This window comes from Spirosoma pulveris (assembly GCF_054781875.1).
Genome location: NZ_BAAGTO010000010.1, coordinates 61,550 through 85,756 on the forward strand (window position 1 = coordinate 61,550; position 24,207 = coordinate 85,756).

Annotated in this window: 25 protein-coding genes; 13 read left to right on the forward strand and 12 right to left on the reverse strand. The window is 50.6% G+C overall.

Annotated features, from left to right (window positions below; all coding sequences use genetic code 11):
- The first annotated feature begins 11 nt into the window (after positions 1-11).
- Positions 12-1,262 carry a 3-deoxy-D-manno-octulosonic acid transferase gene (locus ACYVJM_RS25375; RefSeq protein ID WP_461151037.1) on the forward strand — a complete coding sequence of 417 codons (1,251 nt, stop codon included), beginning with the start codon at positions 12-14 and terminating at the stop codon, positions 1,260-1,262.
- Positions 1,263-1,338: 76 nt separating this feature from the next.
- The gene (gene rsgA, locus ACYVJM_RS25380) at positions 1,339-2,265 is read left to right on the forward strand and encodes a ribosome small subunit-dependent GTPase A (protein ID WP_461151038.1); all 927 of its coding nucleotides are present in this window, start codon (positions 1,339-1,341) and stop codon (positions 2,263-2,265) included.
- A 98-nt stretch (positions 2,266-2,363) separates the two neighbouring features.
- Here the strand turns inward: rsgA and ACYVJM_RS25385 are convergent, their stop codons facing one another.
- Positions 2,364-3,740, reverse strand: coding sequence for a cystathionine beta-synthase (locus ACYVJM_RS25385; RefSeq protein WP_461151039.1), 1,377 nt, complete (start codon positions 3,738-3,740; stop codon positions 2,364-2,366).
- Between the two features lie 256 nt (positions 3,741-3,996).
- On the opposite strand from ACYVJM_RS25385, the gene ACYVJM_RS25390 reads away from it, so the two are divergent.
- On the forward strand, positions 3,997-4,404 hold the full coding sequence (locus ACYVJM_RS25390) for a hypothetical protein (RefSeq protein ID WP_461151040.1): 408 nt from the start codon (positions 3,997-3,999) through the stop codon (positions 4,402-4,404).
- A gap of 63 nt (positions 4,405-4,467) precedes the next feature.
- Here the strand turns inward: ACYVJM_RS25390 and ACYVJM_RS25395 are convergent, their stop codons facing one another.
- Genes ACYVJM_RS25395 through mce form a run of 4 tightly spaced genes read right to left on the reverse strand, consistent with a single transcriptional unit; the run spans position 4,468 to position 8,287 of the window.
- Positions 4,468-5,085 (reverse strand): hypothetical protein, encoded by a 618-nt coding sequence (locus ACYVJM_RS25395; RefSeq protein ID WP_461151041.1) that lies wholly within the window; start codon positions 5,083-5,085, stop codon positions 4,468-4,470.
- Positions 5,082-6,164, reverse strand: a complete 1,083-nt coding sequence (locus ACYVJM_RS25400) for an AAA family ATPase (RefSeq protein ID WP_461151042.1) — start codon at positions 6,162-6,164, stop codon at positions 5,082-5,084. Before ACYVJM_RS25400 ends, ACYVJM_RS25395 begins: the two co-directional genes overlap by 4 nt.
- Before the next feature lie 46 nt (positions 6,165-6,210).
- The gene (locus ACYVJM_RS25405; protein WP_461151043.1) at positions 6,211-7,866 is read right to left on the reverse strand and encodes a M1 family metallopeptidase; all 1,656 of its coding nucleotides are present in this window, start codon (positions 7,864-7,866) and stop codon (positions 6,211-6,213) included.
- 13 nt (positions 7,867-7,879) lie between these two features.
- Complete coding sequence (mce, locus tag ACYVJM_RS25410; protein WP_461151044.1) at positions 7,880-8,287, reverse strand: methylmalonyl-CoA epimerase; 408 nt, start codon at positions 8,285-8,287, stop codon at positions 7,880-7,882.
- Between the two features lie 158 nt (positions 8,288-8,445).
- Here mce and ACYVJM_RS25415 point away from each other — a divergent pair, with 158 nt between their 5' ends.
- Entirely contained in the window at positions 8,446-8,772 is a 327-nt protein-coding gene (locus tag ACYVJM_RS25415) for a HesB/IscA family protein (protein WP_012930277.1), read from the forward strand.
- A 172-nt stretch (positions 8,773-8,944) separates the two neighbouring features.
- Positions 8,945-9,502 carry an acyl-CoA thioesterase gene (locus tag ACYVJM_RS25420; RefSeq protein ID WP_461151045.1) on the forward strand — a complete coding sequence of 186 codons (558 nt, stop codon included), beginning with the start codon at positions 8,945-8,947 and terminating at the stop codon, positions 9,500-9,502.
- A 20-nt stretch (positions 9,503-9,522) separates the two neighbouring features.
- Here ACYVJM_RS25420 and ACYVJM_RS25425 read toward each other — a convergent pair whose 3' ends face one another.
- The 4 genes from ACYVJM_RS25425 to ACYVJM_RS25440 all read right to left on the reverse strand — a co-directional run bounded on the left by ACYVJM_RS25425 (position 9,523) and on the right by ACYVJM_RS25440 (position 13,194).
- Positions 9,523-10,551 carry a methionine synthase gene (locus tag ACYVJM_RS25425; RefSeq protein ID WP_461151046.1) on the reverse strand — a complete coding sequence of 343 codons (1,029 nt, stop codon included), beginning with the start codon at positions 10,549-10,551 and terminating at the stop codon, positions 9,523-9,525.
- Between the two features lie 43 nt (positions 10,552-10,594).
- Complete coding sequence (locus tag ACYVJM_RS25430) at positions 10,595-11,098, reverse strand: GNAT family N-acetyltransferase (protein ID WP_461151047.1); 504 nt, start codon at positions 11,096-11,098, stop codon at positions 10,595-10,597.
- A gap of 21 nt (positions 11,099-11,119) precedes the next feature.
- On the reverse strand, positions 11,120-11,902 hold the full coding sequence (locus ACYVJM_RS25435; protein ID WP_461151048.1) for an SDR family NAD(P)-dependent oxidoreductase: 783 nt from the start codon (positions 11,900-11,902) through the stop codon (positions 11,120-11,122).
- A gap of 98 nt (positions 11,903-12,000) precedes the next feature.
- Positions 12,001-13,194 carry a Gfo/Idh/MocA family protein gene (locus tag ACYVJM_RS25440; protein ID WP_461151049.1) on the reverse strand — a complete coding sequence of 398 codons (1,194 nt, stop codon included), beginning with the start codon at positions 13,192-13,194 and terminating at the stop codon, positions 12,001-12,003.
- A 78-nt stretch (positions 13,195-13,272) separates the two neighbouring features.
- Here ACYVJM_RS25440 and pnuC point away from each other — a divergent pair, with 78 nt between their 5' ends.
- The 3 genes from pnuC (at position 13,273) to ACYVJM_RS25455 (ending at position 14,964) form a co-directional block, all read left to right on the forward strand.
- The gene (gene pnuC / locus ACYVJM_RS25445; RefSeq protein ID WP_461151050.1) at positions 13,273-13,947 is read left to right on the forward strand and encodes a nicotinamide riboside transporter PnuC; all 675 of its coding nucleotides are present in this window, start codon (positions 13,273-13,275) and stop codon (positions 13,945-13,947) included.
- Between the two features lie 113 nt (positions 13,948-14,060).
- On the forward strand, positions 14,061-14,471 hold the full coding sequence (locus ACYVJM_RS25450; protein WP_461151051.1) for a lipocalin-like domain-containing protein: 411 nt from the start codon (positions 14,061-14,063) through the stop codon (positions 14,469-14,471).
- A 190-nt stretch (positions 14,472-14,661) separates the two neighbouring features.
- Entirely contained in the window at positions 14,662-14,964 is a 303-nt protein-coding gene (locus ACYVJM_RS25455; RefSeq protein WP_461151052.1) for an isoamylase early set domain-containing protein, read from the forward strand.
- A 106-nt stretch (positions 14,965-15,070) separates the two neighbouring features.
- Here ACYVJM_RS25455 and ACYVJM_RS25460 read toward each other — a convergent pair whose 3' ends face one another.
- The 3 genes from ACYVJM_RS25460 to ACYVJM_RS25470 form a co-directional block, all read right to left on the reverse strand.
- Complete coding sequence (locus ACYVJM_RS25460; protein ID WP_461151053.1) at positions 15,071-16,033, reverse strand: hydroxypyruvate isomerase family protein; 963 nt, start codon at positions 16,031-16,033, stop codon at positions 15,071-15,073.
- Positions 16,034-16,151: 118 nt separating this feature from the next.
- Positions 16,152-19,274: a PVC-type heme-binding CxxCH protein gene (locus ACYVJM_RS25465; RefSeq protein WP_461151054.1), complete on the reverse strand. Its 3,123-nt coding sequence runs from the start codon at positions 19,272-19,274 to the stop codon at positions 16,152-16,154.
- Positions 19,275-19,702: 428 nt separating this feature from the next.
- The gene (locus tag ACYVJM_RS25470) at positions 19,703-20,581 is read right to left on the reverse strand and encodes a universal stress protein (protein WP_461151055.1); all 879 of its coding nucleotides are present in this window, start codon (positions 20,579-20,581) and stop codon (positions 19,703-19,705) included.
- Positions 20,582-20,818: 237 nt separating this feature from the next.
- On the opposite strand from ACYVJM_RS25470, the gene ACYVJM_RS25475 reads away from it, so the two are divergent.
- The 5 genes from ACYVJM_RS25475 to ACYVJM_RS25495 all read left to right on the forward strand — a co-directional run bounded on the left by ACYVJM_RS25475 (position 20,819) and on the right by ACYVJM_RS25495 (position 24,197).
- Entirely contained in the window at positions 20,819-21,385 is a 567-nt protein-coding gene (locus ACYVJM_RS25475) for a fasciclin domain-containing protein (RefSeq protein WP_461151056.1), read from the forward strand.
- Positions 21,386-21,484: 99 nt separating this feature from the next.
- Complete coding sequence (locus ACYVJM_RS25480; RefSeq protein ID WP_461151057.1) at positions 21,485-21,862, forward strand: DUF1622 domain-containing protein; 378 nt, start codon at positions 21,485-21,487, stop codon at positions 21,860-21,862.
- Positions 21,863-22,042: 180 nt separating this feature from the next.
- Positions 22,043-22,609: a hypothetical protein gene (locus ACYVJM_RS25485; RefSeq protein WP_461151058.1), complete on the forward strand. Its 567-nt coding sequence runs from the start codon at positions 22,043-22,045 to the stop codon at positions 22,607-22,609.
- A 53-nt stretch (positions 22,610-22,662) separates the two neighbouring features.
- Positions 22,663-23,640: a mechanosensitive ion channel family protein gene (locus tag ACYVJM_RS25490; protein ID WP_461151059.1), complete on the forward strand. Its 978-nt coding sequence runs from the start codon at positions 22,663-22,665 to the stop codon at positions 23,638-23,640.
- Positions 23,637-24,197: a DUF421 domain-containing protein gene (locus tag ACYVJM_RS25495; RefSeq protein ID WP_461151060.1), complete on the forward strand. Its 561-nt coding sequence runs from the start codon at positions 23,637-23,639 to the stop codon at positions 24,195-24,197. The genes ACYVJM_RS25490 and ACYVJM_RS25495 overlap by 4 nt, the downstream gene beginning before the upstream one ends.
- Positions 24,198-24,207: the final 10 nt, after the last annotated feature.

Consider the following 24,207-nt stretch of genomic DNA (forward strand, 5'->3'; position numbering starts at 1 on the left):
CTTACCTTTCCTTGGTTTCGGTATTCTATAACACCGGCATATTTGCCTTTCAAACCCTGCTGCGAGCGGTAGCTCCTTTTAACCCTAAAGCACAGCTGTGGGTAGAGGGAAGACGTAACTGGATCGATAAACTTCAGCAGATACTCGACGGCAATACCAGCCCAATTGCCTGGTTTCACGCGGCCTCGCTTGGCGAGTTTGAGCAGGGTCGCCCGGTTATTGAAGCGTTTCGGGCTGCGTACCCAGATTATAAAATTCTACTGACGTTTTTCTCGCCCTCCGGATACGAAGTAAGAAAAGACTACGACGGTGCCGATTATATCCTCTACCTACCTGCCGATACGCCCCGGAACGCTCGCCAGTTCGTTGAGATAGTGAGACCCCGAATTGTCTTTTTCATCAAATATGAATTCTGGTACAACTACCTGCGCGAACTAAAGGCTACTCAAATTCCGGTCATCTCGTTTTCGGCCATTTTTCGTCCCAACCAGCTTTTTTTCAAGCCCTGGGGGCAGTTTTACCGGAATATGCTCCGATATTTCGACCATATTCTGGTGCAGAATCAGGAATCAGTAAACCTGCTGGCTGGCATCGGGCTGACAAAGGTAACTCTCGGTGGTGATACGCGCTTCGATCGGGTCTCGCAGGTAGTCATTACGAAGAAAGCCATTCCCGTAGCCGAAGCCTTCAAAGCGAAGACCCCACTTCTGGTTATTGGCAGCGCCTGGCCCGATGATATGAACGTGCTGATTCCCTTCATTAACCAGTTTGACAAACCCCTCAAAGTTATTGTTGCCCCGCACGAGATTCACGACGAGGAAATTGACCGTTGGCAAAAGCAGTTGACAAAGTCGTCGGTACGCTTTTCTCAGGCAAGTCCAGAGACAGTTCGTTCGTTCGAGGTTCTCTTCATCGACAATATAGGCATGCTTTCGTCGCTGTATCAGTATGGTGAATTCGCCTACATTGGCGGGGCGTTTAAGCAGGGATTACACAATATTCTCGAAGCGGCTACTTTCGGTATGCCCCTGTTTTTCGGGCCGGACTACAACAAGTATCAGGAAGCAATCGACCTCATACATGAAGGAGCCGCTTTTTCCATCAGCAACGTAGCTCAACTTACAACGACGTTCGAACAACAGTACAAAAACCCGGCAGAAGCAGCCCGGATCAGCCGTCAATATGTGCAGCGGAACATTGGCGCAACGGCGAAGGTTATGGAGGTTGTACAGCAATTAAAGAGCGAAAGAGCGAAAGAGTGATCCGCCATGGTGCAGCGGGCATTCATGCCAGTCACTCTTTCACTCTTTCGCTTTTCACCCTTTCACTCTTTAAAAATTGCAACACGGCTTAGTCATACGTTCTACCGGCTCCTGGTACGAGATTCGTAACACGGACGGACATATTTTTCAGGGTCGGCTGAAAGGAAAGTTCAAACTAAAAGACCTCAAGGTTACCAACCCGATTGCCGTGGGCGACCGGGTAGTGTTTGACGTGGAAGATGAAGCCGAAAATACGGCCATCATTACCGACATTTCGACCCGCGACAATTACATTATCCGGCAGTCAGTTCATAAAACGGCGCACGGGCATATTCTGGCGGCCAATCTCGATCAGGCTGTCTTGCTGGCCACGCTGGCCATGCCCCGTACCTCAGCGGGGTTCATTGACCGGTTTCTGGTTTCGGCCGAATCGTTTCGTATTCCGACGACGATCGTCTTCAACAAAATCGACATCCTGAACGACGAAGGTCTGGAATTTCAGCAGGAAATCATCGACCTCTATGAGCGAATTGGCTACAACTGCCTGTCGACTTCCGCTACTGAAGGCGTGGGGGTGGAGGAATTTCGGGCGTTGCTCGACCGGAAAGTAACGCTGGTAGCCGGGCACTCGGGCGTTGGAAAGTCGTCGCTCGTGAACGCCATTGCCCCGGACCTGAACCTGCGCACCAACGAAGTTTCGTCCTTTGCCAACAAAGGTGTCCACACGACGACCTTCGCCGAGATGTTCGAACTCTCCCCCGACACGTTTATCATCGATACACCGGGGATAAAAGAACTGGGCCTGATGAATACGTCAAAAACGGAAATCGGCCACTACTTCCCCGAAATGCGCGACCGGCTGAACCAATGCCGTTTCAACAACTGTCTGCACATTAATGAGCCCGGCTGCGCCATTAAGGAAGCCGTTGCCGAAGACGAAATCGCCGAAAGCCGCTACATGAGCTACCTCAGCATGATCGAAGGCGGGGATAACAGGCGGTAAAAGGAATAAAAGGAGGAGGGGGACGAGAGGGAGGAAAGGGATTGTTCCCTACCCATTTTCCCTCTCGTCCCCCTCCTCCTTTTATTCCCCTATTTCCCTTAACTCGTCATTGCCGCCAGCAAATCGGCCTGGGTGATGATATGGACCTGCTCGCGCTCGTCGCGGACCAGCAACGCTTTGTTGTCGCGGTCGATTAGCGACGAAAGGGCATCAATAGTGTTATCGAGACCAACGAATTTGAACGGCTTATCCATCACTTCGCTCACCGGATGATCTTTCACCGCCGGGTCGTCGATGAGCCGGTTCAGCACCGTGGAATCGGTCAGGCTGCCGACAATGTGGCCATCCTCGTCCGTTACCGGAATCTGCGAAATACCGTAGCGGTTTAATATCTGTATCGCTTGACTGACCGAGACACCAACGCCAATAGTCGTTAGCTGTGACTGGCCTGCTTTGTTGTGCACAATGTCGCGGGCGGTTTTGAAGGCTCGGTCTTCCAGAAACCCGTGGTCCTTCATCCAGGTATCGTTATAGATCTTGGCGAGGTAACGTGTGCCGTGGTCGGGCAGCAGGATAACCATCACATCATCGTCGGTGAGGTGGGTTTTGGCCCATTCCAGCGCACCATGCACTGCCGTACCGCACGACCAGCCCACAAACAGCCCCTCTTCGCGCGCTAGTCGCCGGGTCATGATAGCGGCATCCTTGTCGGTTACCTTCTCGAAATAGTCGATAACGCTGAAGTCCACGTTTTGCGGCAGTATGTCTTCGCCGATGCCTTCGGTCAGGTAGGGATATATTTCGCCTTCGTCGAACTGGCCCGTTTCCTTGTATTTCTTGAACACCGAGCCGTAGGTATCCAGCCCCAGCGATACAAGGTTCGGGTTCTGCTCTTTCAGGAATTTCGACGTGCCACAGATAGTACCGCCCGTTCCGACGCCAGCAGCAAAGTGCGTGATTTTCCCGTCGGTATCGCGCCAGATTTCGGGGCCGGTGGATTCATAATGCGCGGCTGTATTGGCGAGGTTATCGTACTGGTTCGGGTACAGCGAATTGGGAATATCGCGGTTGAGCTTTTTGGCGACGGAATAATACGAGCGTGGATCATCGGGAGCCACGTTGGTAGGACAAACGACTACTTCAGCGCCCACCGCCCGCAGAATATCGATCTTCTCCTGCGACTGCTTATCGGCCATGGTAAAAATGCATTTATAGCCTTTCCCGATAGCAGCCAATGCCAGCCCCATACCCGTGTTGCCGCTAGTGCCTTCGATGATGGTACCGCCGGGTTTGAGGACGCCCCGTGTTTCGGCATCTTCGATCATGCGTATGGCGATGCGGTCTTTCACGGAGTTACCGGGGTTAAAATACTCGACCTTCGCCAGTATCGTTCCCCGAATCCCTTTCGTGACTTTATTGAGCTTCACCAGGGGCGTGTTGCCGATGGTCTCAATGATAGAATTATAGTAGTTCATGTTGGTGAAGGGCCATGCAGGCCAGCTTTTAATAATGCAGTCTGTGGTTTACCAGTTAACGCCGGAAGCCGGTAGTTCGTTTTACCGCTTCCTAAGGTTAAGATTTTGGCCGCTCTCTTGGGCAGTTCGTTCCCTGTTTCTATCAGTTCAGTCTATGTTTCCGCGTGTTCAGCCAACCGCCTATTCATGAGGGACTTATAGCGCCATACCTTTGACCTGTTCTTCTTTTATAACCAACAACAAATACATAAACATCATGAAAACGTTAGCTCAATCTTTACTCGCTGCCCTGCTCCTGAGCACGGCCACGCTTGCCTCAGCGGAAACCATTCACCCAACTACAACGGCGAACCCAACCGTTACGACAAACTCGTACAAAGCCGCCGTTTTCCCATCGGCCGTCCCCTCAAAACTGAACGTCTATGTGGAGCGCGCACCCGGTCAACCCATGACGATTTCGTTTAAATCGACTGATGGACTGGTTTTAGGAAAACAGTCGGTAGGCAAAAAACAAGGCAACTTCCACTTCCAGTTCGACCTATCGGATTTGAAAGACGGCACCTACACTGTTGAAATCACTTCGGGCAGCGACGTATCCGCGCACCCGATCACGCTGACGACACCAGCGTTAAAGTCAGTAACCCGCACCATTTCACTGAACTAAACAAGGGGTATTTATACAAAACGCCACGGCCGTAAGCTCGTGGCGTTTTGTATTTGAAGGAGGCTACTGGTTATATTGAACGAGGAAATCCGCGACCTGCTTGTGGAAGTGCGCGAAACTGCGGGATTGTTTGGCTAGCTCTTCAAAATCGGCAGACAAAGCGATTTTTTCTGCTACATTGGACATAGTTAGTCCATTATCTTTTGTACCATACAACAACTTCTTTAAATCACTCTGCGGCTTACTTTCAAGGCTTTTATCTGGAAATTTGTTACTTAAGCCAACTTTGTAAGCTTGATAGGAAAGCCATTGCTCAATTGCCTGAACTGTAACAAAGCAGACGATACGATTCCCAAAGTTTGTATAGCTCTTACCTAAGGCTAATGTCAATTTTTGGCATTCGGCCGTATGCTTAGGTTGATGGGTTTCGTGATCGGCCATATCTAAATCAACCCCAACAATAACCAGTTGGTTGTTTTGTTGAATCGCTATCACAGAAATAGCCCCAGCTTCTTTTAAAACTTTAGATTTTCCAGCATCCTGTCCACGAAAGCCTAATCGACTACGTACTGCCTGAACGTTGTGCTGTTCAGCCAGTAATTTCAAGTAAGTGGGAATAAAGGCGTATTCGGCAAAGCCCTCGGCAATAAGTGTGTAATCCAGCCGCTTATCTTTCTTCATAGTTCATCCGCTGGAACGCCCCCTATTAAACCATAAAGCCAGTTTTCACCCAAATTAGAGGTTAAATCAATTTTATCTAATCCTAGCTCTTCACTCTTTCGATCTGTCGGCTTAATGATGTCTGTTTGTAAATTCCGGACGTAGGTAGCACCTTCATCATCCTTGTCAAAAACAAAAACAGATTCGGGCATAGTCGAAAATGCATTAACAACATGCTCGTTGTGCGTAGTCAGAATAACTTGGACATCTTTTTCCTCCGCTAGCTGAAAAATAAACTTCACCACTTCCCAGATACGCCTTGGGTGAATACCCTTTTCAGGTTCCTCTAAAAGCAGAAGTTTAGGTGGGTTGGGCTGGTTGATGATTGTTAAGAGGGCTAAAAAGTATAAAACTCCTTCAGAAACGTCTTCTGCCCAATAATTTTCATCATTTTTTCCGAAGAATTTTAACCCCAGTTTGCTCTCACCTTCAACTTTAACCGGTGGAGTGCTAAAACTGACTATGTCCCGAACACATTTATCCAAATTCTTTTCAAGCTCCTGATAAACGCGTTTATAGTTCGTGTTTAAGTAGAAAAGGAACGGAATTAAATTTGAGCAATCGCCTTTTAGCTCTATTTCATCAGCTGAAAAGTATGCGGGTTGAGTAAGTTTATTAGGATCAGGTTTGTATATTCTTAACGAATTAAGCGCTCGTCGTAAAAACGCAATATCAGGATAGCCCTGATCATTCCTCGCTATTTCAACTCCATTATTTTTAATTATCTGCGCTGATTTTACGTCTACTGCACTGGATGGATCTGAGAAAACAAATTCACGTAAAAAAGTTATTTCTTCATCTTGTCGTTCGAGGATCAACTCAATAGACAGAGTATCAGAAGACCGTTTGAATCGAAAATCGCGAGACTGATGCTCAGCAGTCACATCATCCTGTAAGACCCCAAATCTAAAAAACTCCAGCGCCTTCAAAAAATTCGTCTTGCCCGAGTTGTTCGGGCCGATTAACAAATTGACTTTCTGTAGGTCGAGCGTGACGTCTTTCAGGCTCTTGAAATTCTGGATAGATACGCGCTTGAGCATGGTTGATAACAGTAAGTGTAGGCCTGCTGAATGGCAAGGTAAGAATTTACTTCCCCATTTCGACAGCCCGCATCAACACCGTATTATCAGGGTCGATCACAACTGAAGTTGGTTTGCTGGCCAGCGGCACGGTGAACGTTTGGTTTTGCTCGGTCATGCTTAGTCTGGCAGTACGGCTGATTTCACGACCATTGGCACCCCGGATGCTGAACGTGAGCGGTATCGCAAAAACCACGCCCGACCGCTGTGCCTGCCGAACATCAATAACCAACGCCTTTTTGGCTGCATCGTATTTCGAGCCCCAGACAACTTCGGGATAACCTGGCTGGTGGAGCCACTGCTGGAAAAACTGGCTTAGATTCTTTCCCGAAACGCTTTCCATCACGGCCTGTAAATCGCCGGACTGGGCGTTGGCGTTACGGTACTTTTCATAATACGCCCGGATGCCTTTCCAGAACGTGTCGTCGCCGAGTTCATGGCGGAGCATGTGGAGCACCCAGCCGCCTTTCTGGTAGGAGTTCGGATTAAGCAGATCCATCAGGTTCGACGCTGTTGAATCCACGATGGTCCCTTTGGGCTTTAACGCCGAGAACCGGTAAATCTGCCCTTTGTTCTGGTTCATCACCGCGTTGAGCGTGTCTTTTCCGTAGGCGTGTTCAAGGTAAAGGGCCGAGAAATAGGTCGCAAAGCCCTCGCTTAGCCACAACTGCGACCAGTCGGCTTCGGTGGCCGAGTTGCCAAACCACTGGTGCGCTATCTCGTGAGCCAGCAGAGCCTCCACATCGGAGTCTTTCTTGCCCACGATGATCTTCTCATTGTAGAAGATACAACTGGCATTTTCCATCCCCCCAAAAATGGTGGTCGACTCTACATTGGCCAGCTTCTCGTACGAATACGGCCCGATCTTATTGATGAAGTACTGTAAAATCTCTTTAGCCGGGCGGTAGTCGACAAAACCCTTCTGGCTATCGTTCGGATAGAGCCAGCTTTGCACGGGCACCCCACTAACAGAACCTACTTCCTCCACGGCGAATTTAGCCGCGCCAATCACCATCACCTTTGTTGGTATGGGCGTATTTTCCTGCCAGCGCGTGAGCTTGCGGCCACCCGGCAGGTTACTCTCACTTTGGAGCTTTCCGTTGGAGATGATACGATACGTTGCAGGGGCATTGACGGCAAAAGAACAAGTCGCTTTATCGGATGGGTGATCGACCACGGGTAAGTAATTCCGGGCGTTATTAGGCCAGTTGTCGCCGAAAAATGTACGCTCACCAAACTTGTTCTGGCTGATGATGAGACCACGTGCCGGGATGCCATCGTATCGGATAGTCACTTCCGTTGCCTGATTGGGCGCGGCTGGCAGGTTGATAAAGACGCGGTCGTTGCGCTGGCTGAACGGCAGTGCCTTGCCATCGGTTGTGGTAACGGAACGAACCCGCATGCCCGTTTCTGCGGAGTCGCGCGGGCTGATCAGGTCAAACCAGACCGTTTGCCGGTCATCGGAGCGCATGAACCGGATGGTGGTTTCGCCTTTAATTTGGTTCGTTGAGTCGCTGATTGTGAGCGAAAAAGCGTAATTCTGAACATCGACGCCCGGTTGCGTATAGCGGGCTGCGTAGCCGCTGGCTAACTGTGCATGGGTGATGGTGGCGGCTGCCAGTAGTAGCAGCCCAACTAAAAATCCTTTTTTCTTTTCCTTCATTCCTGGTTATTCCTTATTCCTTTATTTCCTGACATAATTCCACCAAGACGCCATTTGTGCCTTTGGGATGCAGGAAACACACTAACTTATTATCGGCGCCCCGCTTAGGAACTTCGTTCAATACGGTAAATCCTTCGGTTTTCAATCGGTCCATCTCGGCTAGGATATCATCTACAGCAAAGGCAATGTGATGAATTCCTTCCCCTTTTTTGTCCAGAAACTTAGCGATGGGACTTTCGGTATTGGTTGCTTCGAGCAGTTCAATTTTCGTTTCGTTTACCTTAAAGAACGATGTCGTCACCCCTTCCGAGGCCACCGTTTCGGCTTTATAGGGCTGCACGTTCAGTAGTTTGGCAAACAACTCATTTGATGCCGACAGATCGCGGACGGCAATACCGATGTGTTCGACGTTGGTTAGCATAGGTGTGTTGTAGCCGACAGCTTCTGGCTGTCGGTGTTAACTAAGATACTAGCATACCGACTGCCAGAAGCTGTCGGCTACAGAACAAGAACTTTTCCGTTTGGCCGAAAGTTATAGAGAAAGCATTGATATGCCTCAACATTGATTCGATTACAACTATGGTTACGGTTTCTGATATCGCCAAAAACAAAATTGTTGAACTCCGTCAGAAAGACGGTCTTGCTGAAGATACAGCCATCCGGGTAGCTGTTGAAGGTGGCGGCTGTTCAGGGTTGATGTATGACCTTCAATTCGATGCGACCCAGCAACCCACCGACCATCTTGTTGAAGATAAAGGCATCAAGATTCTGGTAGACCGTAAAAGTCTGCTGTATCTGGCTGGTACTGAACTCGATTTTTCCGACGGTTTGAATGGTAAAGGCTTCCAGTTCAAAAACCCGAACGCAACCCGCACCTGTGGTTGCGGAGAGAGCTTTGCCGTTTAAACCTGGATTTTTGAGATTTATTTGATTAGCTTGATTTTAAGAGCCGCTGCTAAGCGGCTTTTTTGTTTCCCTGACATTAACTAATGGCATTAAAGAGATTTATTAGATTGCACAATTACGTATCAGAGAAAAATCATAAAAATCAATTTAATCAAATAAATCCCGGTCCCCGATGAACGCCAAGCCCGTTAGCCATTCCCAAACTACCCTTACCGAGTTGATGATTCCATCCTATGCCAATTTTGGCGGTCGTGTCCACGGAGGCATTCTGCTGTCGCTGATGGATAAGGTGGCTTATGCCTGTGCCGCCAAACACGCCGGTCAATACTGCGTGACGGTATCGGTCGATGGGGTCAATTTCCGGCAGCCGGTTGAAGTCGGCGAACTGGTTTCGCTGCTGGCATCTGTGAATTATGTGGGCCGGACATCGCTGGTAGTGGGTATCAAAGTGATTGCCGAGAATGTGAAGTCAGGGACCGTAAAACATACGAATACCTCCTACTTTACGATGGTCGCCAAAGACGAGGACGAACGCCCCACCGAAGTGCCTCCCCTCCTGCTTGAAACCGTCGATAACATTCGCCGTTTTCTGGAAGCGATGAAGCGCAAGGAACTTCGTGCCTCCTACGGCGAACATTTCGACAATGCCAAAACACGCATGTTGCTAAACGAAAATGTAGGAAAATTGGAGAAAGAGCGGTGCGAGCTGGCAGATGGGTTGGAATTGTAGAGACGCAAGGGATTGCGTCTCTACAATTCCAACCGCACGATCTTCGCCCCGGCCACCATATTCGCTAGCTTCTGCTTGGCAGCCCAGCGGGCGGTTTGGCTCAGGCCACAGTCGGGTGCCACAGCCAGCTTTTCGGCAGGGACGTAGGGCAGGCATTTGCGGATGCGCTCGGCTACATCTTCCGGGGTTTCGATGTAGTAGCTTTTTACGTCAATGACGCCCACCGCCACGTCGAACTTCTCGGCGAAGCGGGCCAGCAGGTTCACTTCCGAGAAATTGAGAATGGTCATTTCGGAATGCAGCTCATCGACAGTCATGTCCAGAAAATCGGGCAGCATGGGCGCAATGCTCTTTTTACCCACCGACCGACCTTTATAATTGCCGAAGCAGAGGTGCATCGACAGGCGCGTTTTGCCCACGCCCGGTGCCACCGTCCGGTTGAAAATATCCACGAATCGTTTGGTGTCTTCGCGGTAGGCATAGCATGACATCGACGGTTCATCGACACAAATTTCAGGAACGCCCAGCGCCACCAGATCTGCAATTTCTTTATTGACCAGCGGCAGTAAAGCCTCCGTCACTTCCCAGCGATCTTTGTACAAACTACCGGGCAGCAACCGGCCACTAAGCGTGTAGGGTCCTGGAATCGACACTTTAAGGCCCTGACCTTCGGGAGCCAGCCGTTTCAAGCGCAGGTATTCTTCGACTACGCCCAAGCCTTTGGGCGCGGTAAGCGGCTCAATGATGTTATGCTTTCCTCGCTGGTCGTGGGCGGGTGGCCCAAACCGCCGGAGTTCGGTATCGTTGTTCTGAATCCCATTGATGTAGCCGTAAAACGACAGATTAAAGTCGAAGCGGGTTTGCTCACCATCGGTGATCACATCCAGTCCGGCAGAAACCTGATCATGAACGGAGGCCACGACCGCATCTTCAATCATTTCGTTGATGTCGGCGGGGCCGAACTGCGGAAGGTTCTGGCTGGAAAATTCGAGCCAGCCGGGAAACGGCATCGAGCCGACAACTGTGGTTTTGATGGGTACGGGCTGCAAAATTATAAGGTGTTTGTTGGTTCAGAAAAGGGTCAGCGCCGGGTTATTTACTAATCTCCCACCAGAGCATGTCTTCAATCTGGTCGAACAGACGGAAGCCACTCTTTTCAAGCACTTTTTGGGAGGCTACATTATCGGCGGTTGTATCGGCCACCACTCGCTGAACGCCGGGTTGCTGCAACGCCCAGTTCACCATGCCAACTACCATTTCGGTCATGTACCCTTTCCGGTGTACGCCCGGATAGGTTCCGTAGCCAATTTCGACAGTTCCGGTTTCGTCAGGCTCCCCTTTGAATTTGGCTTCGGCCACAAACTGTTTCTTATCGCGATCGATCGCCAGCCAAAGCGTATGAAAAAGCGGGTCGAGGGAGGAGTCCTGCAAGCGCGGTATCGTGAAATAAACGACGATACTCCGGACCGGTTCGACCACCTCCCGATAGCCCTTTTCCAAACCGAAAAGCTGCTCAAGCTCGTATTTATTGGCCAGGTGCGTACGGAGCTGGTCGAGTGTTAGCGGAACGAGCGTTAGGCGGGGCGTTTCAATCATAATCGTGGATAGGAACGCGGATTAAATCTGCCCTTCGCTAACACTCCAGCCGCCATCTACCGTCAACACCTGCCCGGTGGTAAAAGCAGAGTAGTCCGACATGAAATACACAGCGGCCCCGTCAAGGTCGTCCGGCTGACCAATGCGCCCTCCATCGAGCGGCTGCTTGGTTTTGGTAAAGGCTATAATCGTTTCGTCTTTGGTGGCCCGCTGCGCCATGGGGGTTTCGACCAGGGCAGGCGCCAGCACATTGATGCGGATATTATCATTCGCATAATAAGCCGCCACCGACTTGGTAAAGCCAATCACGGCGGATTTCACGGCGGCATAGGCATGGGTAGCGAAATAGGTGGGTGAGGGCCGTTCGCCCAGCACCGAACCCATGTTCAGGATAACGCCACCCCCACCCTGCGCCCGAAACGCCCGGACGGCCGCCTGATTCGACAGCATCATCGACGTCAGATTGAGGTTTACCGTATAGTTCCAGCCATCGAGGGTAATGTCGTGCAGCGGGCCATCGCCAAACCGACGACCGCTGCCACCGGCCACATGATACAGCCCATCGAAGCCCCCGAAAATCTGCTGACAGAGCGCAATGGCTTTTGAGGCCGTTTGAGGATCGGAGGCATCGCCGGACATGGCCAGTCCATTACCGTCCAGTTGCTTTTCAGCCGCAGTGCAGCTTTCCGGATTTCGCCCGACAACCACAACCTGCGCCCCCTCCCTAACAAACGCCAGTGCCGCCGACAGGCCCATACCCGTCGTGCCACCCACCACCACAATTTTTTTAGAATCCAGCCACATAAGATGAATGGGTATGTTATTCAGGATGCAAGAAACGAACTCTGTCGATTTTCATCAACAGGTATTTACACACGAAATAATTAAATACCCTCAAAACTTCACACAATATCCCGCTCGATGATCTTGCCGCTGGCTTTCTCTTTCAGGATGACTTTATTCCGACCATCGTGGGTCATTTCCTGCTTGATGAGGTAATGATCGGCGTCGTACTCGACCAGCGTCGACTCAGGTTTCAGCCCTTCCTGACCTCGCCAGACCGGCAGGTTCACTTTCTCCCACTGCTTCGTTTCGGCTGATTTATAAGCTGCGTCCAATACCGCGTTGACAATATAGCCATCATAAAACGTTTCAGCGGGGTCGCGGCCTTCTTCCTGCGCGCTGAACATGTCGGTAAACATGTGATTGTAGCCCAGATCGTTTACTTCATCGCCCACGGGAAACAGCCAGCCGGTGTTGGATTCGGCTTTTTCGGCTACGTAGTCGGCCCCTTTGCCGGTGGTAAACATCTCGAAGCCCGTTCGCAAAAAATTATTGATCCAGATGGTGCCTTCGGTGCCCATCACCTCATCGCGGAGGTCCATGCCGCCCCGGAACGTCCAGCTTACTTCAAACTGTCCGATAGCCCCGTTTTCGTACTTTACCAGCGCAATGGCATGGTCTTCGGCGTCAATGGGTTTTACCTGCGTAGCGGCCCAGCACATAACCTCAACGGGTTTTACATCTTTGCCAATAAAATTCCGGGAAATCTCTACGCAATGGCATCCCAGATCGAGCATACAGCCGCCCCCGGCCTGCTCTTTATCCCAGAACCAGTCGGAGTGCGGGCCGGGGTGCGTTTCGCGGGATTTGGCCCACAGAATACGCCCCAGTGCACCACTTTTCACGCTTTCCAACGATTTCAGAAATTTGGGCGTGTAGCATAAGTCTTCCAGATAGCCGGCAAAAATTCCGGCTTCCTCAACTGTCTGCATCATCCGTAGTGCTTCGTCGGCATTGCGGCCGAGGGGCTTGGTGCACACCACCGATTTTTTGTGTTTGGCGCAGAGGTTGACCGCCGTTTCGTGAATGTTGTTCGGCAAGGCGATACAAACCATGTCGACATCGGGATGAGCGATAACCTCCTCCATGTTGGTCGAAGCGAAATCGCAGCCGTAGTCGGTCTTAAATTTCTGGGCGGTTTCTTCCCGGCGGGCGTAGATAGCCACCACTTTATCGCGGCTACGCTGGCCGTGGATGGATTCGGCGTAGAAGCGGCCAATGAAGCCGCCCCCAAGCATGGCAATACGTTGCATAGGTAACGATTTAGGTAAAGGGTTAATCCGTACTTTCGTGCGGTTAAAGTAAAGAACCCCCACCGTTTATTTTTACCCATGCCCGATTTTTTCGACATTCATACCATCTTCTTTACGCTATGGGACTACCCCATGAGTTACCTCGAATTTTTCGGGGCTCTGTCGGGGGCGGTGGCTACCTGGCTGGCGGCTAAAGCCAACGTATGGAGCTGGCCCATTGGCGCGGCCAGCGTGCTGTTATTCTTCTTTCTGTTCTACCAGATTCAGCTTTACCCCGACATGTTTCTGCAAGTGTTTTTCTTCATCACCAACCTACAGGGCTGGTGGCGATGGACGCACCCGAAAGCTCAGGAAGCCGACAGCCGCAATGAACTCCGCATTACCCGCCTGATTGGCAGACCACTTGTTTTGGTGTTGATGGGCGGGCTTATGGCAACGGGCGTTCTGGGCACCTTCGCTCAGAATCTGCATATCTGGTTTCCGGTGTTGTTCAGTCAGCCGAGCGCATTCCCTTATCTGGACTCCTTCACTACGGTCATGAGCATCATCGGTACGTTTATGATGATTCACAAAAAGCTGGAGTGCTGGTGGGTGTGGCTGCTGGTCGACATCATCAGCACGTACATGTACTTTACCAAAGGTGTAAAACTGGTGGGCGTCGAGTACGCTGTTTTTTGCCTGATCGCCTTTCAGGGGGCCTGGCACTGGTGGCGCGAATACCGAACGTATCCGGTCGGGCAGACAATACCTTAACGACAGCCTATAGTCTGACCAGCCATCGACAGACGCTGACAATTAATACGAAGTATATTCCAACGGCTGTTAATCCGTTAGGGTCTGGTCTGTAAACTAGCGGCTATCTCCTTATGAAACAGGCTATACTTCTTTTTATGGTCGTTGCGACCTTCTCCTGTTCGAAACCTGAAACAGATCCAATTGCCAGCGGCCTCGTAGGAACATGGCGATTAACCAGCTACTGCAAACCAACCGGTACTTCAACCTGTACGCCGGTAAGCGTACCCGCCGATAAAGGTGTATTTATAAGCTTTGATCAAACTGGTCAGTTCAATGAACTATATCAAAACACGAAGCCGGTTGAGTACTGTTTTCTGGGGTGTGGCGGTGGAAGTTTTAACATTGACGGAGATAGTTTACGCATTCGTGCTGTCTGTATGTCGTCGTTAAATGGGCGACTGGTAAAAGTGGTTTCTCTGGCCAATAGCCAGTTAATCCTTAATCCATTTGGCACAGGTGATTATGTATTTATTAGACGGTAGCTCTTTGTTCAGGGGCCGTCCAGGAACACTGCGTGTCTATCGAATTAGTACGTTTTTTAGATAGCCAAGTATAAAACAAGAGATAATAAATATAATAATATTAAGAATATTACAGGTTAACCTACTGATAACTATTATATTACTGATTTTGCATTATAACTTTGCATTGAAAATCAAACAGTGGACCTCTATGGCAGTTGCCAAACAATTCCTCAAAAGCAAACCCCTTGCGAAAGTTACATTCGAGTTGTCGGCCGAAGCCGTCAACGGTGCAAAAACGGTCGCTCTGGCCGGTGAATTTAATGGCTGGGATGCACAAGCCCTGAAGAAGCAGAAAGATGGTTCTTACAAAACGACGGTAGAACTGCCCGTTGGTGGCGAATATCAGTTCCGTTACGTTTTGGATGGTACAACATGGACAAACGATACGGCCGCAGACAAATACGTTCCAAGCGGTGTTTCGTACGACGAGAACTCGGTTGTTGTTCTTTAACAAAGACATTTGATTATAAAAAAGGGGAATCCAGCTGTTCAACTGGATTCCCCTTTTTTATAGTACCGACTGTCCCGGTCGCCGGGCCGACGCTCGGTACTATAAACTATACCGTAAAGCTGTCCGACTCAACGTAGGCTTTTACCAACGCAATTTCGCCTTCTTTACCCTTCTGCGACTTGCCGTGTTCCATGCCAAAGATGAACTCTTTGCCCTCAGCTTTCTGCTTCTGGTAGATGTGCTTAAAGATATTCTTGTAGTTGATTTCGCCCGTTGTTGGCTCGTTACGACCGGGGTTATCACCAATCTGGAAGTAGCCGATCTCAGACCAGCACCAGTTGATGTGCGGAATAACATGCCCTTCGTTCTTCTGCATGTGATAAATATCGAACAGAATCTTACAGAACGGACTATTAACGGCCCGGCAGATTTCGTAGGTCTGATCGGAGGTGCGCAGGAACAGGTTTGGCGAATCGCTGAGGGGTTCGAGTACCATCGTTAATCCGGCGGGAGCCAGAATATCGGCACCCCGGCGTAAGGCGTCGATAACGTGCCCCGTTTGAATACCGATGGGCAGATTCCGCTCGAAATCGCCCGGTACGACCGTCGTGAACTTCGTATTGCAACGCTTGGCCGTTTCAACGGCTTTGCGGCAGCCATTCAGGAAGATGTCAACATACTCCTGCTTACCGGCCGCCAGTGTATTCTGCGAGTTACCTCCTTTGTCGAGCACGAATACGCCCATTGTCATGCCCAGCCGCGCCATCTCCTCCCCTATTTTGGTTTGCATGGCGGGTTCCCGACTCATCATGCCGTTATCTTCCAGTGCTGTAAAGCCCAGGTCGGCCATGAACTTGAGCTGGTCGATGAGATCCTTACCCGCACTGTTTTCAAACATGCCGAAGTGCGGGGCATATTTCAGTTTGAAGTTATTCTTGGCCAGAAATGAAGGCTGCGAATGCCAGTCACCGGCTACAGATTCAGTGGTTACGGCACCAGTGATACCTAATCCAGCCGCGCTTAAGCCAGCTGCACCAAAAGTTGATTTTACGAAGTTGCGTCGTTGCATAAGGAGGGTGTCTGAACCGGGATTTTTATGATTTTTCTGATTGCGTATGATTGTTGCTTTCATAGAAAGCTTCTTATAGAAATCATAGGCAATCAGAAAAATCACAAGAATCCCGGTTCTACTTTTTCTTTAAACTGGCCAAATATTCTACTAAATCCACTAAATCTTTGGTACTCATAGCTTCCTGCAAGCCGGATGGCATCATGGAGTTTTCCATCTGCTTCATTTTAACGACGTCGGCCATTTTGTAATTCTGCACTACGCCCCCCGGAAACTTCATTTGCAGGTCGGTTTCGGTTTTGCTGGATACGATACCGGTCATTGAACTACCATCTTTGAACTTCACTTCCCAGCCTTCATAGCCGAAACTAATACCGGCGTCGGGGTGCAGAATGGCCAGGTACTGCCCTTCTTTCGGCAGCTTGGAGCCAATCTCTGAGAGCTTCGGGCCGAAGTCCATGCCCTCTCCGTTGACTTGGTGGCAGATGTTACAGTTATTTTTGAACACCAACACGCCACGGGCTGCATCACCGTTCATGGCTAACAACTCAGGGATGGCGGGTAGCTTTTTACCTTCGGCACTCTGTCCACCATCGAGGTAGTTGGCGGCTTGCTGCCGGATGCTCTTCCGCCAGTCGTTACTAACACCCTGCACCGCAGACTTTTTGAACTCACCTTTGATATCACCGGATTTCAGGAGAGCCACAACCATGTCGGCTCCTTCGGAACTTCCTCCCAGCGAGCGGGTTGCCTCCCGACGCAGCGCTGCCGGATATTTGTCGGCCAGAGCGACCGTTTTCAGTATGTCGATGGATTCCTTGTTGCCCACCCGACGCAAGGCTACCAGCATGTTTGCAGCAGCCTCGGCATCATTGCCATTAATAACCTCCCAGGCCATCGAAGCCCCTTTTTGCTTGAGTAATTGCCGGGCAGCATCACGGCCCATTCCATCACTCGCTTTCTGAACGGCTAACTGCTTCAGACGTGCATTTTCGGATGTAGGCTCGTAGCGGCTCACCAGATCGATGTATTCGGGAGTGCCGTATACGTCGTTCATCACCTTGTTAAGGGCTGTTATTGCCACCGGGGAGTTTTTCACGAATGCCGGGTCGAGGTGACGCAGGGCTAGCTTCGTTACGTCGGTCGAGTTGCTGTTTGCCTGTAAGATACCGAGCAACGCATTCGATTTTTCGAGCGCAGCGGGGTTGAAATCAAACGCCCGGAAATACCGTAACCGCTGGCTGACATCCACCGATTGATCACCCGCCAGTTTCGCCAGCATCGGAATCGACTCTTTGGTGCGGGCCCGCCACACGATATCACGACCACCCGCATTGGCGAGGGGATCGTTGTTCATCTGCTTCACCCAGGCCGTGTAGTATGTGTCCCAGCTGCCGTCGGCCCCAATACCGAGCGCTTCCAGATACCAGCGGTCTTTGCCATCGTACTGACTGGCCAGCTGTGCCCACAAAGCGGGTGCTTCGGGCGACTGCGGTCCGGTGCTCATATTCTTACGTAAGGCAATGGCGCACTCCCGGCGAACCTGTGGTTCAGGGTCATTAACTAATTGTTTGACATACGGCGTAATATCACCTTTCAGCTCACGCGCGGCTCGAAGTGCCGTAATCCGCATATCGGAATTGTCGCTTTTTAGCGCTGTTTCGATGTATTTCGTGCCTTTGTCCAATTTGCTCAACAGCCAGAGCGCCCGCGCCTGCATGCGTGGGTTAGCCGAAGTTTTATATAGTTTAGCCAGTGCTTTTTCGGCCTTTTTGTCCATGCTCCGCAGCGACTGCCAACCAGCATAACGAATCGACATGTTTGGGCTTTGAAGCGCTTCGATGGCGCCATCGACGGTGGTTACGTCTACTTTCGGCATTTTGTAAGGCGAGTTGGGTGGTGCTACGCGATAAACGCGACCACGGCTCTGGTCACCGGCCTGGTGTCCGCCCACGCCGGGGTCGTACCAGTCGGCAATGATGAGCGAGCCATCAGGAGCCACACAAACGTCGGCGGGCCGGAACCATTGGTCACGGGCGCCTTCCAGAACATTGACGATCTCGGCTTTGTAGCCCGCACCATCCTTTTTAACCGGATACGACCGTACCACATTCGGGCCTGCATCGCAGTGGATCATCTGGTTGCGGAACACCTCCGGCAGCAAATTTCCTTCGTACACAATCATACCCGTTGGCGAGCCAGCCCCCGTCTGAAGCAGGTTAGGCATGGCACCGGGATCGTTGAGGTGCCAGTGACGACGGGGAATTTCGGGTTCGATGTTTTCCCGATTGGCCTGCCAGCCTGCGCCGGTTAGTTCGTCGGTATAGCCGTAGTTGCCGTACTCCATCACGTAGTTAATCCGAACACCTTTGTTGCCGTCGTCGTCGTTATCCGACTGCCAGAGGGTACCATAGGAGTCAACGGCCACTTCGTAGTTGTTTCGAAAATTCTGGCCGAGCAGTTCTACGTTTTTCCCGTCAGGATCGCAACGGAAAACCATGCCCTGTTTAAAATTCTGCTTGTTGATCGCTTTACCGGTGGCGATGTCGATAACGGGTTTGCCGTCTTTGTCCAGCAGTTGCTCACCCGCGTTGCCGAAGTTGAAATACCATTTGCCATCGGGGCCGAACACAAACGTATGCATGCCGTGGTCATGCTGCTCCCCACCGATGCCGGTAAAGAGCAGTTCTTTCTTATCGGCTTTATCGTCGCCGTTTTCATCAGTCAGTACCCACACATTCGGGCTGTCGGACACGATGACTTTGTTGCCCTGCACCCAGATGCCCAGGGGAGATTCAATACTGGGGTCCTGGTAAAATACCTTCGTTACATCGGCCTTGCCGTCGTTGTTGGTATCTTCCAGAATGACAATACGGTCGCCCTCCTTGCGGGTTGGGTTGCCATTGATTGCGGGCCGGTAGTTGTATGCTTCACAAACCCAGACACGCCCCCGTGCATCGACATCAATGTCGGTAGGGTTGGTCAGCATGGGTTCGGCGGCAAAGAGGGTCGCTTCGAGGCCAGGCGCTACGTTTAAACTACCGACCGCGTATTTCGGATCGTGCTTGTCGTCGTCGCTTAATTGAGCGAACAGGCTTGTCAGGTAGGGGTTAGAGGCTCCGTTCAGGTTTTTGTTCTGATAAGCCCCAATAAATACACCGCCAACCACCACCCCGGCAGCCGACAGAGCCATCAGCCGACGAGAGAAGGCCGAGCGTTTTGAGGATAAGAAATTGTTCATACGAGTAGCCTGCCAGTAGTAAGAAGTAGCTTATGAATGATAAAGCTACGTGCTGGTTTACAAAAAAGAAATTAGGTCGTATTTATACCCATTGCCTGCCATTATTTTCAACAGCCCTGCAAATCAAGTAAACAAGAAGTATCTTGTTGTAACATTACACAGGCAACTGTTTTGCCCTTACACTTAACTGCTTATACGCATAAAATTTTTGTATACACTTCTGCGGGGTGGTGTTTCCGTATGGTACGGAACGCGTTTGACAGCTATTAAAAAAGGCTGTCAAATTTAACGCCCGAATCAATGAGCAGTTGTATGAATACCTCGTCGTCTCAAGGAAAAGCGATTTGTGAGATTAGGGATAGTAGTCTTGTCTCCTGATGCACCAATGCTTAAAAGCCAATCGCTGTAAGGTCTGGATCGCTCAACCCCTATTTCCAGAAGGGAATAGCGGAGGTTTGTTCTTGATTGCCATCTGGTCGAATAGATAGCACGGGCACTCGCGCGTTGTGAATCATCTGCTGTGAAAACGGGCCAACCAGGAAGTTCGATGATGTAATGGCTAAACTAGCCGTTATGATTATCAGATCAACGGTTAATTCATTGGCTTTCTCCAGAACTGTCTCCGCCATAAACTCCGTTGGGTAATACAAAATAGTACTCCTGATGCTATCCTGAGCCAGCTTTGTTTTCAGCATCATTAACTCATCCTCCAACTGAAGAATACTGATGACCTCATCGGGCGCCGTTAATGCTAATACCGTTAATTGCGCATCATTTTCCTGACAGATCATTCTGGCCAATTCGTATTTATCCAAGGCACCGGCTACAGGCCGCACCGGCAGAAGAATTTGGTTGAAGGCGGTCCGTTTCAGCTGATCCGGCACTGTCAGCACCGGGCAGGGAGCAGACTTCAGAACGTTATAGGCATCTGAATTTAACCGGAAAGCGCGGGCATCTGAACCAACGTGAGTGTTCATAACCACCAAACCGGCATTAAACTCATTGGCAGCCGCAACCAATTCATCAATCATATTCCCTGCCCGGCAAACTCCCGTGCAGCTAATCTGGTATTTCTGAGCCGTTAGCGCTGCCAGTTTTTGTATCTTCTCCGTCTCGATGCCGAACCTACTGTCGGCCGACGCGTCAGACAGGGGAACTCGGGAAGACGCCATCCTCTCCGGATCCAGTACACAAACAAGATGAACGACTGGCTGTTTCGGGTGGTTCAGCCGAATGGCCACGTCCAGTGCATTGAGGGAGGGTTCAAAATAATCTACCGGAACGAGTAGCGTAGAAATGGCATCCATGTTGGTTGAGTAAAACAGTTTCCGGCAGCTAACCGACAAAGTCAACAGAAGGTAAGCAAGTAACTGTAAATCTGGCTGCCCGGTTTATAGAAACGCAGCTCACCTGTCAAGAGATGGAAAGGCATTTAGGCAGAGCCTGTCAACTTAATCCAATCAAAACAATCAAAGGTATGCACGGTTAAAACTATAGTAAATTACTCGACTAATTGACCATCAACAAACGGAAAGTAGATCCTCATGAACGCAAATCGCATCCTTGTTGTCAGTCTTATCGGATCGCTGCTCTTCGGCGGGCAACTGGTCGCACTGGCACAAAGTAGCCCCGATCCGCTAAAAGCAAGCGGGATCAAGACTGAAACATCCCTGGGCCGTATTGCTGCACGGTCGCCCGACCATACTACGTTGCTCCAGTTACTAAAAGCCTCGGGGTTAAGCGAACAGGCAGCCGGAAAAGGGCCATATACTGTATTTGCCCCTAACAATGGCGCTTTCTCTGCTTTGTCGGAGCCCTCAATCAATGAACTACTGTTACCCTCGAGCAAACAAAGGCTTATCCAGTTACTGGCCTACCACGTTGTTAAAGGCCGCCTGACATCAGATCAACTCAGAGATGGCCAGACCTTAACCAACCTGACGGGGCAGATTCTGGTGATTCACAAACAGGGAAACGACATAACGATTGAGGATGGACGTGGTACAGTTGCGGATGTTATTCAGGCCGACGTACGGGCCACAAACGGTGTAGTCTACTCCATTAATAAAGTGCTTCAAAAGACATCGCCAAAAGGGCCTATTGTTCGCTGACGGAAATCGGTTCGCTTGCCACCACGATTATACATTCTTTAAAACGGATAGACCAATGACTGACTCAGTCGCATGATTGGTAGACCCGTTAGAGGGCCAATGGAAGAATTTATTAAGGCTACTACGCTATTATCGGCCCGCTGGATCGAAGCCGGGGCAGCCATCGTTATTGCAACGGCATCGGTGCGGGCATTAGGGAGTTTCCTGCTGGCGATTGCTACAGACCGCAGTCTGGCAGTACCTAAAGAAGAAATCCGATTATCGCTGGGCCGCTCGCTGGCGCTGGCTCTTGAACTGGAGCTAGGTGCCGACATTCTGAAGACCGCCGTTGCACCCTCCTGGAATGACATTGGCCTCTTGGCCGCTATTGCCGTGTTGAGAACGGCCCTCAATTACTTTCTCGAACGCGAACTGCGTAATGCCGAACAACGGGATACTACTCGGCAAAAAATCACTTCTTCCCAATCGGGTACATAAAGCAAACCCATGTATGTTGGCGGGTTTCAGGCCGGCTCGTGTAGATCGTCTCACTAATTGAAGGGTCTTTCTAACCAGATTCTAAGCTTTCCTTAAGTCCTGTCTAAGCCCTCCGCTGTTCTTTGAGGTAAATGCTATCCAGTCATAGCATTTAATAACCCTAATGACTCAACGGATACGATGACAACTCAACAACCCCTGCCAGAAACAACAACAACGTCTAAACTTAGTTTGGACCCCAAAAACGTGCTGTATGCCGCAATCATTCTTTTAGGCGTTGGTTGCGCCTATTTGCTGTATCGCAACTGGACCCTTAAAGAGGAGTTTATACAGGAACGAAGTACCATGCGGGTCACCGCGTTAAACAACCAGCTTTCGGCTAATCAGCAGCAGTTGACCTTTGGGATGAAAACTTTTGCCTGGGCTGTTCGCAACGCTTTGTTACAGAACAAACCCGGCGAAATCAACGAATACTTCAATACGCTGGTGCAAAACAAAGGGGTACAGGAAATGCTGCTGGTTGACCCCGCCGGGAAGGTGACCCTATCGACGAACAAGAAAAATCAGGGTATTGTGTTCGCCAGCCGTTTCCCGGATTATCTGCTCCAGAAGGAGGATATCTATTTCAACAACAAAGCCGTTTATGAACTCTCGGCACCCATAATGGCGCCCAACAAGCGATTGGGTACGCTGGTCCTGTTTTATAAGCCAACGCCTGTTTTACCGACCCCTGCTACAAACGAGTAACAGACGAACCACCAGTAATAATCAGGAGCTATTGGGCGTCTGATGCCAACGGTATGACCTTTCTATTGATTTTTCTACAACCTCCGCGCGTCAGTGAACCCCCATTTACGCTTAACGATGGCCTGATCCTGTTCTGGCGCACCGTTCGTGATTTCCTGAAAGGCACAGCCGAGCGGCTCCCTTACCTGTTGGTGGGCATTTTTGTCTTCGTGCTGTTCTGGTTGCTGGGGAAACTCCTGCGGAAAGTTATCAACAAGGTGGCGGTTCAAACCCACGCTATTGACGATATGCTGGCCAACCTGGTGAGCCGTATTGTAAGCACACTCATCACCATTTTGGGTTTTCTGGTCGCCTGCGTCATTTTCTTTCCGTCGTTTAAGCCGGGGGATATTATCGCCGGATTGGGGATTACATCCGTAGCCATAGGCTTTGCCTTCAAAGACATTCTCCAGAACTTCTTTGCGGGCCTGCTCATTCTGTGGCGTCGCCCGTTCAAAGTAGGAGACCAGATCAAGATCAATAGTTTCGAAGGCACCGTCGAAGACATCAACATGCGCTCAACCCGGTTGAAAACCTACGACGGCCAGCGCGTGATTCTGCCAAACGGGGATGTCTATACCAGTTCGATCCTTGTCCGGACGGCCTACGATAAACGTCGGGTGAAGTTTGTGGTGGGCATTGGGTATCCTGATTCGATTGACCAGGCCCGTACCGTCATTCACGGCGTTTTAAGTCGTATTGATGGCGTCCTCAAGGAGCCCTCCCCTTGGGTATACGTTTCCGAACTGGCGGGTTCGTCGGTCAACCTGACGGTTTATTTCTGGGTAGAGTCGCATCAGGCCAACGTTCTGAAGGTGAGTGACCAGGTGGTGACAGGCATAAAACTGGCCCTCGATGAAGCCAACATCGATATGCCGTATCCGCATTCGGTGGTCCTGCTGGAAAAACAACCCAATGGACCGGCTATTCTGTCCCGCCCACCCGTGGCCACGCCCAAAAAGACGCCAGACCTAAACGGTAAACAACTATGATCGACGTCGTCGTTCACACTATCAGCGACTGGCTTTTTAAGGGCTGGGAAAGCATTGGGCGCATTTTGGTCGTTGGCATACTGGCCTACGTTGGTCTGTTGCTTATCCTGCGAATTTCGGGCAAGCGCACATTGTCAAAAAAGAATGCATTTGATCTGGTGGTCACCGTTGCGTTGGGATCTACCCTATCGACAATTATCGTCTCGCGGCAAACGGGAGTGGCCGATGGTTTGACTGCGCTGGCACTGCTGGTGGGTCTGCAATATATGGTAGCCTGGCTGTCGGTGCGGTGGCCGGGATTCAAGCAGCTCATCAAAGCAGAACCGACACTACTGTTTCATCAGGGACATTACCTGAAGCAGGCCATGCGTCAACAGCGGGTTAGCGAAGATGAAATTCTGGCGGCCATACGCAGCTCCGGTTCAGCTAATCCCGACGAGGTGAAGGCTGTCGTCCTGGAAACCGACGGATCATTCACTGTCATTTCCAATAGTCCTTCGTCCGACATCCGCAGTCTGCAAAACGTCACCCATGCCACTCTGGCAGAAAATAATTAGATAAATTAAT